The organism is Thiothrix fructosivorans (genome assembly GCF_017349355.1).
GTDB lineage: Bacteria > Pseudomonadota > Gammaproteobacteria > Thiotrichales > Thiotrichaceae > Thiothrix > Thiothrix fructosivorans.
Genome location: NZ_JAFMPM010000006.1, coordinates 744,258 through 761,193, shown reverse-complemented (window position 1 = coordinate 761,193; position 16,936 = coordinate 744,258). Strand labels below are relative to the sequence as shown.

19 protein-coding genes are annotated in these 16,936 nt (G+C 46.5%); 15 read left to right on the top strand and 4 right to left on the bottom strand.

Annotated features, from left to right (window positions below):
• Positions 1-103: 103 nt before the first annotated feature.
• Genes ruvA through J1836_RS06920 form a run of 3 tightly spaced genes read right to left on the bottom strand, consistent with a single transcriptional unit; the run spans position 104 to position 1,956 of the window.
• Positions 104-706: a Holliday junction branch migration protein RuvA gene (gene ruvA, locus J1836_RS06930; RefSeq protein WP_207250348.1), complete on the bottom strand. Its 603-nt coding sequence runs from the start codon at positions 704-706 to the stop codon at positions 104-106.
• On the bottom strand, positions 703-1,206 hold the full coding sequence (gene ruvC / locus J1836_RS06925; RefSeq protein ID WP_207250347.1) for a crossover junction endodeoxyribonuclease RuvC: 504 nt from the start codon (positions 1,204-1,206) through the stop codon (positions 703-705). Before ruvC ends, ruvA begins: the two co-directional genes overlap by 4 nt.
• The gene (locus J1836_RS06920) at positions 1,207-1,956 is read right to left on the bottom strand and encodes a YebC/PmpR family DNA-binding transcriptional regulator (RefSeq protein ID WP_207250346.1); all 750 of its coding nucleotides are present in this window, start codon (positions 1,954-1,956) and stop codon (positions 1,207-1,209) included.
• 187 nt (positions 1,957-2,143) lie between these two features.
• Between J1836_RS06920 and J1836_RS06915 the strand changes: the two genes are divergently transcribed.
• From J1836_RS06915 to J1836_RS06905, 3 genes are read left to right on the top strand one after another with little or no spacing between them, the layout of a single operon-like run.
• Positions 2,144-2,533: a FliH/SctL family protein gene (locus tag J1836_RS06915; RefSeq protein ID WP_207250345.1), complete on the top strand. Its 390-nt coding sequence runs from the start codon at positions 2,144-2,146 to the stop codon at positions 2,531-2,533.
• Between the two features lie 42 nt (positions 2,534-2,575).
• Entirely contained in the window at positions 2,576-3,757 is a 1,182-nt protein-coding gene (locus tag J1836_RS06910; protein WP_207250344.1) for a hypothetical protein, read from the top strand.
• The gene (locus J1836_RS06905; RefSeq protein ID WP_242632756.1) at positions 3,748-4,521 is read left to right on the top strand and encodes a sulfite exporter TauE/SafE family protein; all 774 of its coding nucleotides are present in this window, start codon (positions 3,748-3,750) and stop codon (positions 4,519-4,521) included. Before J1836_RS06910 ends, J1836_RS06905 begins: the two co-directional genes overlap by 10 nt.
• Here J1836_RS06905 and J1836_RS06900 read toward each other — a convergent pair.
• Positions 4,510-5,817, bottom strand: a complete 1,308-nt coding sequence (locus tag J1836_RS06900) for a hemolysin family protein (protein ID WP_207250343.1) — start codon at positions 5,815-5,817, stop codon at positions 4,510-4,512. The two genes, J1836_RS06905 and J1836_RS06900, sit on opposite strands and share 12 nt — an antisense overlap.
• A 98-nt stretch (positions 5,818-5,915) precedes the next feature.
• Between J1836_RS06900 and J1836_RS06895 the strand changes: the two genes are divergently transcribed.
• From J1836_RS06895 to J1836_RS06840, 12 genes are all read left to right on the top strand, one after another.
• Positions 5,916-6,797, top strand: a complete 882-nt coding sequence (locus J1836_RS06895; RefSeq protein ID WP_207250342.1) for a fumarylacetoacetate hydrolase family protein — start codon at positions 5,916-5,918, stop codon at positions 6,795-6,797.
• Between the two features lie 135 nt (positions 6,798-6,932).
• On the top strand, positions 6,933-7,565 hold the full coding sequence (locus J1836_RS06890) for a response regulator (protein ID WP_207250341.1): 633 nt from the start codon (positions 6,933-6,935) through the stop codon (positions 7,563-7,565).
• 19 nt (positions 7,566-7,584) lie between these two features.
• The gene (locus tag J1836_RS06885; protein WP_207250340.1) at positions 7,585-8,547 is read left to right on the top strand and encodes a sensor histidine kinase; all 963 of its coding nucleotides are present in this window, start codon (positions 7,585-7,587) and stop codon (positions 8,545-8,547) included.
• Positions 8,548-8,907: 360 nt separating this feature from the next.
• Positions 8,908-9,120 (top strand): hypothetical protein, encoded by a 213-nt coding sequence (locus J1836_RS06880; protein ID WP_207250339.1) that lies wholly within the window; start codon positions 8,908-8,910, stop codon positions 9,118-9,120.
• Positions 9,117-9,563, top strand: a complete 447-nt coding sequence (locus J1836_RS06875; protein WP_207250338.1) for a hypothetical protein — start codon at positions 9,117-9,119, stop codon at positions 9,561-9,563. The genes J1836_RS06880 and J1836_RS06875 overlap by 4 nt, the downstream gene beginning before the upstream one ends.
• Before the next feature lie 14 nt (positions 9,564-9,577).
• Complete coding sequence (locus J1836_RS06870) at positions 9,578-10,423, top strand: hypothetical protein (RefSeq protein ID WP_207250337.1); 846 nt, start codon at positions 9,578-9,580, stop codon at positions 10,421-10,423.
• Between the two features lie 64 nt (positions 10,424-10,487).
• Positions 10,488-10,739, top strand: a complete 252-nt coding sequence (locus tag J1836_RS06865) for a hypothetical protein (protein ID WP_207250336.1) — start codon at positions 10,488-10,490, stop codon at positions 10,737-10,739.
• A gap of 208 nt (positions 10,740-10,947) precedes the next feature.
• Entirely contained in the window at positions 10,948-11,589 is a 642-nt protein-coding gene (locus tag J1836_RS06860; protein ID WP_207250335.1) for an N-acetylmuramoyl-L-alanine amidase, read from the top strand.
• Positions 11,590-12,036: 447 nt separating this feature from the next.
• Positions 12,037-12,186: a hypothetical protein gene (locus J1836_RS06855; protein WP_207250334.1), complete on the top strand. Its 150-nt coding sequence runs from the start codon at positions 12,037-12,039 to the stop codon at positions 12,184-12,186.
• A 35-nt stretch (positions 12,187-12,221) separates the two neighbouring features.
• Entirely contained in the window at positions 12,222-13,202 is a 981-nt protein-coding gene (locus J1836_RS06850) for a hypothetical protein (protein WP_207250333.1), read from the top strand.
• 57 nt (positions 13,203-13,259) lie between these two features.
• Positions 13,260-15,818, top strand: coding sequence for a PKD domain-containing protein (locus J1836_RS06845; RefSeq protein ID WP_207250332.1), 2,559 nt, complete (start codon positions 13,260-13,262; stop codon positions 15,816-15,818).
• 317 nt (positions 15,819-16,135) lie between these two features.
• Positions 16,136-16,783: a LuxR C-terminal-related transcriptional regulator gene (locus J1836_RS06840; RefSeq protein ID WP_207250331.1), complete on the top strand. Its 648-nt coding sequence runs from the start codon at positions 16,136-16,138 to the stop codon at positions 16,781-16,783.
• The last annotated feature ends 153 nt before the right edge of the window (positions 16,784-16,936 follow it).

Sequence of the window (16,936 nt, the reverse complement as noted above, 5' to 3'; positions counted from 1 at the left end):
TTGCGGGATAAATGGCAAGTTGTGGCAGGCGCTAAACCTGTCAAAATGTGACAGGTTTGACACTTTACGCATGACACGCGGGTGTCAGGTGACAATCGCGGGATTATTTCAGACTGGCGCGAAGCGCTTGGCGGATCATGTCTTCGACACTCAAGCCCTGATCTTCGTAAGCGGCAATCATTTGACTGGCTTGCGCGGGTTTGTAACCCAATGCCAGCAGTGCATTTATCGCTTCATCGCTAGCAGATACGCTCGGCAAGGCAGGGGCGGCGTGAGTGCTTGTCCCCGCTTCGTACCCATCCGATTTGGGTAAACGATCGCGCAACTCAATCACCAAGCGTTCAGCGGTTTTCTTGCCAACACCGGGGATGCGGCTCAAGCGGGCAATGTCAGCGGCGTGAATCACTTGGTTGAATTCAAGTGGGTTCATCCCTGACACAATCGCCAGCGCCATCTTCGGCCCCACACCATTCACTTTGAGCAAGTGACGGAAGAGTTCACGTTCGGTTTGTGAGCTAAAGCCGTACAGCAATTGCGCATCTTCGCGCACCACGAAATGGGTGTAGAGGGTGACTTCCGCGTGTAATTCTGGCAGGTCGTAAAAGGTGGTCATCGAGGCTTGGACTTCGTAGCCCACGCCGTTTACGTCCAGCATTAAATCCGGTGGTTGTTTGATTAGCAGTTTGCCGCGTAATAATCCGATCATGCTACGGTACTCCTCAGACGATGTTGCAAATGGCTCGCATGAGCATGGCACAATGCCACCGCCAGCGCATCCGCTGTATCGACCTGTAAACGTCCTTGCAAACTGAGCAGCAGCTTGACCATGTGTTGCACTTGGGCTTTATCTGCGCCGCCCTTGCCTACAGTGGCTTGTTTGACTTCTTTGGGGCTGTATTCGGCAACGGGCAATCCGGCTATCACCCCCGCGCAAATCGCCGCACCCCGCGCTTGCCCCAATTTGAGTGCCGATGCGGGGTTGTTGGAGACGAATACGCTTTCAATCGCCATTTCCAGCGGTTGGTATTCGCGAATAATGCGGCTGAGTTCGCTGAAAATTGTCCCTAGCCGTTCGGGAAAAGATGCATCGCCTAAGCGCAAGCATGTGCTGAAAACGTGCTGATTGCGTCGCCCATCCGTATCGATAATCCCGATTCCCGTGATCCGTGAACCGGGGTCAATGCCTAGAATACGGCGTGTGGTCACTTAACCATGCGCCGCTAAATCGGTATCGTTGAAGTCGGCATTGGTGAAGACTTCTTGCACGTCGTCCAAGTCTTCGAGCATGTCGATCATTTTCAATAGCTTAGATGCCGTATCACCTTCGACGGCGGTGAGGTTGTCAGCACGCATGGTGACTTCATCGTGATCCGGCGTGAAACCTGCTGCAATCAGGGCTGTTTTGACCGCCGCAAAATCTTCGGGCGTAGTCACGATTTCAGCCGAACCATCGTCGTCCATCTGAATGTCGTCTGCACCGGCTTCGAGGGCGGCTTCCATGAGCTTTTCTTCATCCAGACCGGGAGCGAAATTCATCACGCCGATTTTCTTGAATTGGAACGCTACTGAGCCGTTGGTGCCGAGGTTGCCGCCGTGTTTGGTGAGCGCGTGGCGCACTTCGCCCACGGTACGGTTGACGTTATCGGTCATGGTTTCGACGATCACTGCAATACCACCGGGGCCATAACCTTCGTAGCGCACTTCCACGTAGTTGTCCGTATTCGTTTCGCCCGCGCCGCGTTTGCAGGCTTTTTCGATGGTGTCGCGTGTCATATTGGCACTCAAACCTTTATCCACGGCGAGGCGCAAGCGCGGATTGGCGTTGGGGTCGGAGGTTTTGCCTTCGCGTGCGGCGACGGTGATTTCGCGGATGATTTTCGTCCAGATTTTGCCGCGCTTCTTATCAGCGGAGGCTTTTTGATGCTTGATGTTTGCCCATTTACTATGACCGGCCATGTCGAACTCTCGTTTTCAGTCTCAAAAAAAGTGCGTGTCAGTTTAGCACAAGTCAGCGTAGAGCCAATCATCGGGAATGCACGCACGTCAGCAAAAGAATCTGGCATCCGCTGAGACTTTGCTACTATTCTGAGGTGGCAGAATACCCCTGCGTTGTGTCCTATGTCTGATGAGGAAGTCGTGTTCCATGAGTGTTGTATTTGCAGCAGTTGCGCTGGTAGTCGCATGGTTTGCTTACCGGCTAGGCTTAGAGCGTGGTCGCGCAGAAGGTTTTAAAACAGGTTTCGGTACAGGTTTGAAACAGGGGCGTGAGGAAGGCATGTACGCGGGTCTTAAAGAGGGGATCAAAGAACACATGGTCACGACGTTGGTCGATGCGCGACCTGTACCCGGTATGCACGAAGATTTGCACCAACAGGTCAAAGATGAATTGCTCAAAGCTATTAATACCAAAACAGAGCAGAAAAAAGCTGCACCCAAACCCAGTTTTCTCAAGATGCTTTGGGAAGAATTAGGCGGTTGGTTTTTGATTGCGGTGTTTGCTTTGCTGCTTGTATACCTGTTCCGTTCGGGTTAAAACATACCCGACTTTTCCTATAACGACAGTGATGCAGCACCCATGAAAACAACGCCTCGTGAAATCGCCACACCTTGCCCGCAAATGTCCCTGAAAGTGCCTGATGGCATGACGCAGGTGGAATTCTTCAATAGCCCCGCCAACCTGAAAAATCTGGCAGAGGAAAATGGGCTATTCCGCACCCCCGAAGACTTGCTGTTGTACCGTAAGCTGGTCGGGCATAGCGTGGAATTCGACACCTCGATTATTTTGGATTCCTCCCGCCGTATTCTTGATCCGCTCGGTCGCCCGGTGCGCCGTGACCAGATGAAGCGTCAAGAAAAAAAGGTCTGGTCGAAGATGACGCAAATCATCTGCGATTACATGTTTGAGAAATACCCCGACCCCGCTGAACACCTGATTTTGTGCGGGGAGGCGAGTCTCGATTCGACTTGGCCTTTGAACAAGCCGGGTGTCCCCAGCATCCGCATGATTCACAACCACTTTATGGTATTCCCGATGGCGCAATTGCGCGACGCCAAGGAAGCGGATGCGAATAACCCCAACCTCACCGACAGTGGACATAACACCCTGTTTTTGCGCCAATTGAGCGAGGCTTACGGCAAGTTTTTGGAAGTATTGGATTTGCAAATCCTTAAGCTGCTCCCCACCGAAGCTGCATCGCTGCAATTGACGGGCTATCCGCAAGGCTTGCCATGCTGGGAAGTCATTGGCGGCGCAGAACGCTTGCAAGATCAGTATTTCTGGTACGAATACGAGCAAGTGTTACGCGGCTTTTTGGATTTTTACCGCACCTTTTTCTCGATGGTGGCAACGGGCGAAGTGCGTGTGCCGGATAATGCCAATTTCGCCAATCAAATTGACGACGTACTGCTGGGTAACCAGCGTTTTGTGCGCGTTGCACGGGATTTGCGTGAAAAAGTGATTCAAGATCCGCAGTTTGCTAACGATATTCGCTGGCGACCGGCGTACAAACAAATCATGTTCCGTGACGACAAGGGGCGCTTGGTGGTGACGATTTCGCAGAATTCGGTCGGCAATGCGATCACCGAATTGTTGGGGATTGTGGTGAAACGCCAAGTGGATTCGGCAGCTTACGCAGCGGTGGAAGAAGGTTTGGTGAGCCGTTTGTTGGAAGTGCGGGAACGCTTGCAGGCGGCGAATTTGGGCGAATCGTTGTCATCGCCGTGTTGGCCGAATGGAGCGTATCAGCCGTGTCGTTAATCACGTTCCTGTTTGACGGTTTCGCCTTGGCGATGGCGGTGCTTGCCTTGTTGATTGTGGGCATCTCCAAAGGTGGCATGGGCGGCGGTTTGGGTGTGTTGGGCGTGCCATTAATGGCGCTCTCCATGCCACCCGCGCAAGCGGCGGCGATTTTATTGCCGATTCTGTGCGTGATGGATTTGATGGCGCTGAAAGCCTTCTGGCGGCGCTGGTCGTGGGCGCACCTTCAGCAATTGTTGCCTGCTGCCATTCTTGGTATTGTGATCGGTGCGTTCACCTTCAAGTATTTTCGTGCCAGCGATGTGCGCTTGTTGGTGGGGCTGATTGCGGTCGGGTTTGCGCTGAATTATTGGTTTAAGCCGTTCCAACGCTTTGCGATAGGCAAGCCGGGGGCAAAATCGGGGCTAGTTTGGGGCAGCATTGCGGGGTTCACCAGTTTTGTGGCTCATGCGGGCGGCCCCCCGGTGAATATTTACCTATTGCCGCAAAAGTTAGATAAAACGGTGTATCAGGCGACCACGGTGCTGTTTTTTACTATCGTGAATTACGTGAAGCTGATTCCTTACGCCGCCTTGGGGCAGTTCAACAGCGCGAATGTGGGTACGTCCGTATTGTTGCTGCCGATTGCGGCGTTTGGCATTTGGTTGGGTTACAAACTGCATCACCGTGTGCCGGAAAAGCAGTTTTTCCAAGTGGCTTACGTGTTTCTGTTCATCACGGGTTGCAAGCTGATGGTTGACGGCATTAGCGGTTTAATCGCCTGACAGAGCATTTATCTCCGGCACTACCGCATAGGCAAGCACTTTGTCGATGCGTGTGCCGTCCATATCCACCACTTCCAGCCGCCAGCCTTCCCAGTCGCAATGGTCGGCGGTTTGCGGTAAGCGCCCTAAAATCAGCATCAACATGCCGCTGAGGGTGTGGTAACGCCCTTTGTCTTCTTCGGGGACAGTGCGTAAGCCTAAGCGGTCTTTGAGTTCGGGTACAGGAATCAAACCATCCAGCAACCAACTGCCATCGTCACGTTGTACTGCCCACGCATCGTCCTGATGCTGCGGTTTGAATTCGCCGGTAATCGCTTCCATCATGTCGTGCAGGGTGACAATGCCTTGCACTTCACCGTATTCGTCGATAATGAACACCATTTGTCCGCCGGAATCTTTGAAGTTTTCCAGCAATTCCATGCCGGTAAGCGATTCGGGCACGAACACGGCAGGTTTGAGGTTTTCGGTGAGGCTGGGCTGTTCGCCGCGCAACATCTGATTCAGTAAGTGGCTGGTGCTGACGATGCCGAGCACTTCTTCCCAGTTGCCACGCACCACGGGAAAACGTGTGTAACGGTGCGCTTCCACTTGGCTGAGGTTGTCTTCCAGCGATTTGTTGGCATCCAGAAACACGACGTCGTTGCGTGGAATCATGAACGAGGCGATTTGACGATCATCCAAGCGGAAGACATTGCGTACCATTTGGTGTTCTTGGTGTTCGATCACGCCTGCGTCCGAGCCTTCGCTGAGTAATAGGTGGATGTCTTCTTCGGTGACACCGCCATTGCCGTCATCTTTGATGCCCAAGAGTTTCAGGAGTAAACGGGTCGAACCGGATAGCAGCAATACAAACGGTTTGGCAATAATGGCGAGCATGAACATGGGGCGAGCCACGAAACGCGCAATCGCTTCGGGGCTGATTTGCCCGATGCGCTTGGGGGCGAGTTCACCAAATACGATAGAGAAATAAGTGATGCTGACCACGACCAGTACAGTGGCTAGTGGAGTGGCAATCTCTGCGGTCATGCCCCAGCTTTGCAGCCAAGTGCTGAAGGGTGGGCTGAGGGCGGCTTCCCCGACGATACCGTTTAATACGCCGATGGAAGTAATGCCGATTTGTACCGCTGACATAAAATAGGTGGGGTCTTCGCCCAAACGCAGGGCGGTAGCGGCGGCTTTGTCACCTTGCTGAGCAAGGTTTTGGAGGCGGGCTTTGCGGGCGGCGACCAGTGCCATTTCTGACATGGCAAAAAAGCCGTTTAATAAGATCAAGCCAAATAAAATGGCAATGTCCATGAGACTGTGTGTTCCGTGCTGTTATAAAAAGGATGGCGGCATTGTACCTGCGATTGTTATTATTTCCGCTACTTCACCCACACTTTTGGTCTAAATCCATGAAATTAATCAGTTGTCAGTATCAGAACCAGCGTTTTGTCGGCATTGTCGAGGCGGAAATTGCCCTGCTTCCGGCGTTGGATGCGGCGTTTGATCAACCCGTGTGGCGCGATATGCTGGCGTTGATCGACAGCGGGATCGACTTACCGGCGGTGCGTAACACTTTGACGGCGGCAATGCGTGTGCCATTGGCGGACGTGACCTTGCTTGCACCGATTCCGCGTCCGCGTAAAAACGTGATGTGTTTGGGGCTGAATTATCTGGAACATGCGCAAGAAACCGCAAACCAAATCGGGCGCACCGGCAAAGCGCCGCAATACCCGATTGTGTTTACTAAATGCCCGACCAGTGTGATTGGGCATGAGGCGATGATTCCGTTTGACCCTGATACGTGCTCGCAATTGGATTGGGAGGCGGAACTGGGGGTGGTGTTGGGCAAGGGCGGTAAAAAGATCAGCCGTGAGAATGCGTTGGCGCATGTGTTTGGTTACACGGTGATTAATGACGTGAGTGCGCGGGATATTCAGTTGAACCACAAACAGTATTTTCTGGGCAAAAGCATCGACGGCGGTTGCCCGATGGGGCCGTGGATTGTGACGGCGGATGAGATTGCTGATCCGCAGGCGTTGGCAATTGCCTGTCGGGTGAATGGGGTGACGAAACAGGCTTCGAGTACGCGTAATATGATTTTTGATGTGGCAACGATTATTGAATGGTTGTCGCGGGGGATGACGTTGGAGGCGGGCGATGTGATTGCGACGGGTACGCCGAGTGGCGTGGGGTTTGTGCGTGAACCGCCGGAGTATTTGTTGCCGGGGGATGTGGTGGAATGTGAGGTGGCGGGGGTTGGGGTGTTGCGGAATAGTATAGCAAACGCCTAAAAATGCTGCGATAAGTCAAATTGTCATCAAAAAATCTATTAAAGGTTACATCTGTTGTCGAATTTTACCCCTAAATATCTATACTATTAGGCATACCTTTTGAGTGTTGTGAGAAGTGTGTCAAGGGGCTTAATCATGCGTATTTTGATTGTGGATGATCACCCGTTATTTCGTGAAGCGTTAGGCAGTCTGCTCGAACGCTTTTACCCCAGTGCTGCGGTATTTGAAGTTGGTTCGGTGGAAGAAGCCGAAGGTGTGGTGCGTCAATATGCGCCGTTCGATTTGATTATGTTGGATGTTTTTTTACCGGGACAAAGCGGTGTGGCGGGCTTAGAGACGTTGCACGCCAGCGTTGCGGTGGAGACACCGATTGTCATTATGTCCGGTTCGGACAATTCAGAGATGATGAATCAAGCCCTTGCCAAGGGTGCGCGGGGTTATATCGCTAAATCAGCGGGCGTAGGCGATGTCAAAAACGCTTTGCATTTGATTTTGGCGGGTGAAATTTATATTTCGCCGTCGATGTTAGCCGAGGTGCGCCAACGTGCTGAAACGAAAGCCCCACCGACCGATAACAGCGGTTTGACCCCGCGTCAACGCGAAGTCATGCGCTTGATGGCGGAAGGGTTGCCCAATAAAACCATTGCTAGCCGTCTGCATTGTTCGGATGGCACGGTAAAATTGCACGTGAGTGCGATTTTACGCACCCTCCATGCGCGTAATCGGACAGAAGCGGTGCAGGCCGCGACACGTTTAGGGGTGTTGTAACTTGACCCAGTGAGGATTCATGCAGGTACAACCACCGATTCAGGATGAGGCGTGGAATGCTTATTTACGGCGGCATTATTACCGTTTGTTGGTGCAAGTGATCTTGCCCATGATCCTGATAACGGTGGTATTTTTACTGGGTGGGGTCTTTTGCAGCGCTATTCCCTCCGGGTATTGGTTGCTGGGCTATGTGGGGTTGGCGGCATTATTTTTTAGGTTTGGTCACGCGTTACACGCTGAATTGCAGGAATTGTTTACGGCGCAATTGCACTGCACTTTGATTGAACGCGAAGCACAGTCTTTGCAGCGCGATGCTGCTGTTGGACATTCTGTCCGCGTTGTTACCCATGAAATGAATAACCTGATTGGCATTGCCAACATGTCGGTGGATAACTTGCGCTATTCCCCGGTGGCTATGCCTAAAGACATAGACCGCTTGGAAAAAGCCTTGGGGTATATGACCCAAGTGACCCATTTGATATTGGATGGGATAGGCAACAAGCTAGCGACTACCCGCACGCTTTCGCTGGCGGAATTGCAAGACGACGTGCGTTTATTAATAGGGCATGGGCAATCCTACCCGCAAGTGGCGTTGTCGGTGATGTTCCCGGCGGAGGCGGCACAGTACCGTTTTGAAGAACGCACCGGGGCGACTTATCTGATTATTCATAACTTGGTGAAGAATGCGTTGGAGGCGGTGGAAGAGCGGTTCGGGGATCAGTCGGGGGGCGAGGTTAGGGTTACGGCTGAAATCTTGGGTAATCAGATAGTTATTGCGGTGAAAGATAATGGGGTGGGAATGACGGCGGAGCAGATTGAAGCGGTGATGCGGGGGAGTGGGCAGAGTTTTAAGGTGAATGGGCATGGGTTGGGGCTAGGGTTTGTGTTGGGGGAGTGTGAGAGGAATGGGTTTGGGTTTGAGGTGGAGAGGAGTGAAAGTAACAGTACTGGATTTCAAATTTTTATAATAACTAATAACTAATAACTAATAACTAATAACTAATAACTAATAACTAATAACTAATAACTAATAACTAATAACTAATAACTAATAAGACATATATAATCCATTAGACCTTTGTGATATTCAAAATATTTTATTACATAACTATTATTGAAGCTAAATATATGAATCTAAATTTTCGTGAATTTCAATCTTGAAAATTTAATGAGTTACGCTCAGAAAATGAGTGAAAACCTTAGCCTGATTATTTAGGTGATAGCAGGGTTAGATATTTTTTAGAAAGGATCCATATTATGACTATATAGGGTGTTTTATTTTTTCTTATTTTAAACTTGATATCTTAGCTTCAGTTATTCATGAGATTAAAAGGAAAGTCCAATGTTTTACGTAAAAAGGATTTTTATGTTTTTTGTGATTTTAATTGTATCAGGCTGCGCCAGTTATTATCCAACTATTATTGATGATGAGGAATTACAAGAAGCTATTGATGAAGCGGGAGCTATTAAAAACATGAAGAAGTATTCCGATTTATACCTATTTAAATCAAGTGAAATAAAAAAAATCAGTTCAAAATTAATGATGCACGTTTGAGTTTAGCGCTTGCAGGTCTATTAGCCGGGTTTTCTGGAGAAGCGAAAGGTGCAGCAGCGGGTAGTCTTATTGGGAATTTGATTGATATACCTAACACACGCTATAATTTTGAAGTTCAATCTGTAAATTATGCTAAAGCGTCCGATGCTATGGCCTGTATGTATGATTACTTAGAGTCACAAGAGCAGACTCGGTCACTCTCCTATAAGCTCTTAAATGCAAAAATTTATCAGGTACATAGAAAACTAAATATACTTCAAAACGATGTTCAATTAGCAGAGCCTGATCTAAAAGTTATTGAAAGTGCTTTATCTGAAATAAAAAAAGAAAGGGATGCGCAGAATATCAGAGATACATCTGCTAGAAGAAGTACACCTAGTGAGCCTAGCGAAAAAGAAAAAATCGCCGAACTCGATAGTTGCATTGCAGCATTTTCAAAATAAAAATTTAGAAAAACATGAGCAAATCGGTTTTTACAGATGTTTCTCATTTTAAAGTAAAGGAAGTGTTAAAAATGACGACAATTAGCAGAGTATTTTCTAAAGAGTATATTCCACCTCCTGATCCAGCATATGAACTAAAATCAAGCGGAGAAATGATGAATCACTTATGGGTGAGTCATTACCAAAATGATGGTATTGTTGTAAAAGCGAATGGTTGTAACGTATCAAACTGTACTATCATTGATAATTTAGATGGATGGGTAAATGTAGGTCATAGAGATGGAGTTCAAATAATTCCTAGTGATCCGCATATTCAAAATATTCAGTACGCTGCCGCTGAAATAAGCGACATAAAAATTACTGGTAACCATATTCGTTCTAATGGTTATCTGCAAGGGATATTCTGTAGTGATGGACTTATATGTAATATAGAGATTAGTAATAATATAATACAAACAAGAAGCCAACACTTCATATCACTGACAGGACTTATTTCTGGAAAAATCTATGGTAACGTCAGGGAAAATGGTCAGCCTTGTGATATTCATCTTAAACCGCTACGTATTGGTGGAAATCCAGGGGATGGAAATCTTTGGATATTATCTTTTTCAGACAGTACTTATCGCTACTTGCCTGTTGAATATATCGTTAATAAGGAGTCGCTACCTTTCACTATTGACAATCGACAGAAAATCTTTTCTAAATTAAAAGGCGATGAGTATTTATATAACTTCGATATAAAAGAGTTTCGTATTGCAGCTCGAAAACTGTTGATTGAAAACAAGCATAAAAGCACGAATGATAATGCCATTGCATTGCAAAATTTAGCAAAAAAATTTGGAGATAAAGTTCGGTTATAATTACTTGGTATGTTTTTCAAAACATTGTTCTAAAATGTAATGAGGTGTGAAAATGGAGTTTTTAATGAAACGTTTTTCCAATCAAAGGATTATACTATTAATAGTTATATCATCTTCTCTATTTAATGGATGTACAACAGTTGGGATAGAAGACATGTCTATCCCACCGACAATGATTGAGGGGCGAGGACCCTGCGAGATAAAAGCATGGTTCTGGGAAAAAGCATACTGGACAGGCTGTCTATCCGATCTTAAAAATTATGAAGATACTTCTTGCGGTAGCGGTAAAATAAATCCTGTCAAAGATTGTAATTAAGTGCCTAAGGAAAAATTATTTTCTCGTTATTTTTAATAAAGGTGATAGATATGAGTGATTTAATGTTTTCTTTGATAATAAGTAAATAGTATCCAGAAAATTTTGTAGATCACAAACAGTTTTTAGATAGTACCTCCATATAAAATTGAGTATTTTTATATGATTATTACTTTTTTCTTAAGATAGAAAAAATCAAGGAGTATTTAAAATGAAAACATCAATATTACCAATTTTGCAAAAGCCAAACATTATTGTACTAACTGCTGGTCATGGAGATGGAGATCCGGGTGCAGTCGATGGTAGTCATGCACAAGCACCACAAACGATAAGCATCACTAATGAAATTGCTAGCATTCTTAAAAAATCTAATATTGACGTGAGAGTATCTCCTCATTCTCAGGATCTTGGAGATTCTATAAATTGGGTTAACAAACGATTTAACTATGGGGATGCTTGGATATTAGAAATACATAGGGATTCTGCTACTGGTCTTGATATGGATGATGCTTCTAAACGTTGTGGTATTTATTATGGAGTCTCGAATGAAAGTAAAAAAGTAGGTGAATTCATTCGCCAGTCTTTTATTTCTCATGACGCTCATAAACACTCTTGGTGTCGCCCAGATACAGAATCCGAGGATGGAAAACTTGGCTGGATACGAGAAACAAAACCAGTCGCCCATTTATTAGAACTAGGATTTATGCAAGGTCGAAATGACAATGAACACTTATATTGGCTTGCTAGCGTCGCTGCTCATGCAATTTTTGAAGCTTTTACAGGTAATAAATTAAAAATCGATCAAATAACTAACAATGATCAAATGCCATTCATTATACCTGGAAACTATTAAATTTATCAACAATCTGGGTGTTTGGAATAATGTCTACTAGATGCATTCTTAAGTGATAATTTTAATTATTGTCAAACAGTAAAATATTAGGAGTAATAGTATGAGTCAAGAGGTCAAGTCATTATTTCCGGTTCTATCGCCGATAATGAGTGCGTCTTTTCACCCTCCAGTAGCAACTATATCGCCAAATAGTATGGCGATTAGCTTGTTATTCGGCGATTTCAGTATTGAACTGAACAACAAAATAAGCTGCACTCTGCTTTCAAGACGACAACCTACAGCTTTACCATAGATAATCCATCGAATGAGATTTCTATCATCATTAAATATTATTTAGATAAAACCTCAGAAACGGCAAAAGCATTCGTGACTTTCCTTAGCAAGATTGAATGTTTTACTCAAGAGATTATTGCCATAAAGACAAAGAGCGAAGAAGGAGTGTACCAAATGTTAATTGAAGATGAAATAAAGATTCCAATTCCTCAGGCACAGGGCAACAGAGAGTATTCTTTTGCATTGAGTATATTCGCAACACGGGAGGGTGATGATCAATTGAAAATGACGATTGATAGTATTGATATCGCCAAGTCGGCTTAAGTGAATCGGTAGTGGATAACTAAGGAGTAAGTATCATGTTTTCATTTCAAGGAACAAAACAACCGCTTGTTACAGTATGTCGTCGGCATGGTGGTTACACGTTGTTAGCTATGAGCATGGTGGTTATTACCGGATGTGGCGGTGGCGGTAGTAACGTTTCAGACCCGATAGATCCCAGTGGCAATACCACGTCCACCGTTACACCCGAACCAACCGTGGTGGTAAATACTGACACCACACCATTGAATCCCCTTTATACAGGGAAGCGTGAACTAGCTACGTTGACCGAAGCGGCGGCACTTGATTTCTTGAAGTTAGGAAGAGTTATGTCGTCTAACGCACTTGAAGTAACGCCTATAGTATTATTGATGAATACGCCATTGATGTTTTCCGACACTGCAAATTGTCAGATAAGCGGAAAAATTAGTCGGACTGCCAAAGAAAGTGTATCAGACGATGGTTTAGCTACGACCTATCTATCCCAATACACTTATGACCAATGCCAAAGTGAAAGCGCAATAATCAATGGCAGCAGTGGTTTTACTCGTGTCGAAACTTATGGTCCGCCCAAAACGTTAACTGAAACGGATAATATCGACGTTACTGTGGTTAATCCGATTGATAAAATAATCGACGTATATAACGGTTCTGCCTCTCTTAACATAACAGGAGTCAAACTATCCAAAAATCAGAACACCTATGTTAAGGAAAAAAATGTAGAAATCCTTAAGGTTAATCTACAGCAGCTTGGCGCAGGAAATAGGGAACAAGGTTCAATTACAGAAATGGATGGGCGAATATATATCGGTAATTATGGATATATCACACCAAAAGTCTTACAGCCACTTTATTTTACTATTGGTAGTATTCACGCGGGGGAATTAATCATGAACGGCGCTAATAATACCAAAGCCCAAGTGTTACCAACATCATCGACAACCTTTGTGCTGAATACAGATGAAAATGGTGATGGTGCGTATGAAAAGACTCGCATTGTCAACTGGGCTGATTTGTAAAGCTGATGGTTCTTAATGATTCGATGGTTGTCATTTTAACCTATAGGAAGGTATTGTATGATTTTATTTCAATGCGACAAAAAACGCTTGGTAGGCTTTTTCCATCATTATGTTCGATATGGCTTGATGGTTATTTGTGCGGCATTGATGGTGGGAGGGGAATGCAATAGTGATGTGGCGGTCAATACACCGCTACGGGATAATATTGTTGTTGCGACGATGGATGTTGTTAATGCTTCTCCCGAGAATAACACTTTACCAATAGCTAGTGCAGGTTCTGCTCAGATAGTAAAAGAAGATGTCTTGGTTACACTGGATGCACGGGCAAGTAAAGGCAATATTTCCAGTTACCAATGGGTTCAAGAGAAACATCCGTTGGGAATAGCGGTGTTATTATCAGGAGCGACAACTGCAACACCTACTTTCATTGCCCCAAAACTTATAGGTCTTCAATCGACTCAGTTGCTGTTTAAATTAACAGTTACAGATAATGAGGGGAATACTGCTAAGGATGGCGTTCTTATTACGGTGGAGAAAAACGCTGATCCTAACGAGTTTTTTAGTCTGGATGGAGTGCCGGATAACTTTGCATTTGTTCATTCAGGGCTTATTAATTCAACTGCCGAGATGGGCGTTGAATATAAATTCAAACCAATTATCAATGGTGAAGCAAGTAACATTACCTTTTCTATTGAAGAAAAGCCAAAATGGGCAAAGTTTAGTGAAGTTGACGGAACCTTGTCAGGAGTACCCAGTACGGAAGATTTAGGCTTTTACCCTAACGTGAAGATTAAGGGTATTCGGAGAGGGAAAACTGACGAGATAGGTCCGTTTAGCATTGAAGTCAAAGTTTGGGATAGAGTCAGTTTCTGTGCGGGGCGTTCCCAAAAGAATGGCCTGACTTATTGCAGCGCCAATATGGAAAAGCTGAGCAGCACAGGCAGTTGCCAGATCTGGGGGGATTTCCATTCGCCCATCCTAGAACCTAGCAGCATCAAATTGTACTCTGCCACCACCCCTCAGGAACTGGAGACATTAGGCACAGCTTACTGCCACAAGAAAGAACCAACTTATGACAAGGTAACCAAGACTTGCCCAACGGGCTACCAAGCTATAGACCAGGTGATCAAGGGCGCTGGGGGAAGAGTGGTTTACAAAGTCTCTGACCCGCTGTGCGTGGCACAGATGACAGCCCCACAATACGCAGATAAACTGATGAATGAGTTTGAGGATAAACTCTCCTATTATCAGGACGAGTACAACAAGTACCTGAACGACCCAGAGAAACTTCAAGGCTTTACCCCATTGCAGCCAAGCTTTGAGGGACCAGACACGCAAGGCCATCTCATCATCAATCTGCCACCGCCCATCAGCTTGCAACATAACCTTGAAAAACAACGTCGGCAATTTGAGCAATACTTAAGCGAAGCAGAACGGGGGCTACATTACCAAGACCCCAACACCACGATCGGCGTGTGTCCTACCATTGACGCTGGCCAAGGCTGGAACAAAGGTGTCTGCTTCACTTGGGACAGGCAGTTTGGTGACCGCAGCATGTTTTCGCTGAATACTGAGGCGATGGGTATGTTGCGCATGTCAGGAGAATCGTTAGCGCAGTTGACAGTTTCCTCGTATATCCTGGGCAACCCTTTCAATATTGTCAACCTCAGCCAGCAATCCAAGGTATGGACAATCCCTGAACAGGTTGACAAAAAGTATTTCTCTGTTGTCAAGCACAGTGCGGCAGAGACAGCCGCCAAACTCAACCAGGAAGTGGACAACATCAATTCCCAACTCACAGCAATGCAGAGCGCGGTCAAAGGCTCTGCTTTCAAGAGTGAACTGGGCTTGCTGGCCAACATTGTCAGGAAACAAGAAAAGGAGCTTAGCCCTGCCGGTTCCAACTTAAGCTGGAACAAACCGTTAGCCAACCTTGCGCAGACTCTGGAAACCCCGCCCATCACCATTCCTGTTGGGGCAGTCAGCATCAGCTTTAGTGCCGGTGTAGGCGGGGAGATGAACGTCAATACGGAGGGTTCCTTGACCGACCAACTGAGTGTCAAGTCCACGGGTGTGACGGCAGATGCAAAATTGCAGGGCAAACTCAACACCTCTTACGCCCTGAACCTGAACGCCAGGGCAGGTGCCGAAATGCCAGGTCTGGCTGAAATGGGTGGGTACGGGGTGCTCAATTACATGCATGTTGACATGCCTTTACGGGCTAGCGTGACGGCCAGTGAACTGCTGTCAGGGCTACCCCCTAAACTGGAATTGGACTGGCAAGCGGTGATGCTGGCGGGTGAGGTCGGTGCCTATGCCAAGGTCAATGAAGTGGTCACAAAACTGGTGGTCAAACCAGTGGTAAATCTGTGGAACAAGCTTGTCCCCAAAAAGCTAGAGGTGCCAGAGGAGAAAATCAAGACAATAGAGTACCGCTACCCCCTTTATAAGACACCTGGCATTAAGATTGGTTATCAAGCACAAAGCCGCCCAGATTTGGCACTCAAGTCCAGTTTATTGACCAATGACATCGGGTACATGCCGATTTATTGCAGCCGAGGCCCACGCGGATGTCCGAAGTCTTATGGATCAAGCATTCTTGTAGTCACCGAATAGGCTCGCTGGCATCAGGCAGCACAGCGGCAAGAGGCGGAAAATCCGCCTCTTGCATAAGCGGTCATTACGGATAGCGTGTTGTAATGGTCAAGTAAATTAGGACAATACCTTAAGCCTGTTTCAAAAAAAGGTTAGTGCCTACCCCAATCCCGCGTGGTTTCCCCCCATCTTCACCCGCTTATTATCATGATAAATGATGCTTTATATCAAAAAATCATAAAAATTCCGCATAAGTTGTCTATTCCCTTTGTCTAGGTATATTCCCATCATCTTATACTTCGATAAGAGGGTTAAATTACTTTGAGCGAGGCAAGGTTATGATGCGTATGTTGATTGTGGATGAACAGCCATTGTTTCGGGAGGCACTAGCAATGCACCTTGAAGCGATGTATCCGGGAGTTGCGGTGTTTGAGGCTGACAACGTAGCTGAAGCACTGGGGATGCTGGATATGTACGTCCATTTCGATCTGATCGTGTTGGATATTCCTGTATCTAAAACAGAAGGTGTGGCTTGGCTACACGCTTTACGTGAGGTGTCACCGGACAGCAAATTTGTCGTGATGTCCTGTTGGGATGATACCGCGAGAGCAAAAGCCCTTATCGGGCAAGGAGCAAATGGTTACATAGCCAAGTCTGCCGGGGCGGGAGAAGTGCGGAATGCCATGCACCTGATTCTGGCGGACGAGATCTATATCTCACCATCGCTTCTGAGGGGGGAAACAACAGCGACTGTCTGCAATACCGTGGTGACAACCCCGGCAATGGGGGTACATTTCTCTCTGACACCGCGCCAAACGGAAATTTTGCATCTTATGACCCAAGGGCTGCCCAACAAATCCATCGCTAACCGGCTGAATTGCTCAGGTGGTACGGTCAAGCTGCATGTCAGTGCTATTTTGCGGGCGTTACAGGTGCATAACCGGACGGAGGCAGTGCGGCTTGTTGCTCGCATGGGAGAAATTTAACCCGATATAAGCCTTAGCCGTTGAGTTGGAAGTCATAGACAAACGTTAGACTATTTGGTTATTTGTTTATTTTATGAGTAAGTTACAATAATTTGAGAGTATGAATGAGTCATCACCATCGGTGATGGGCTTTATTTCTATTAGTTTTGTATA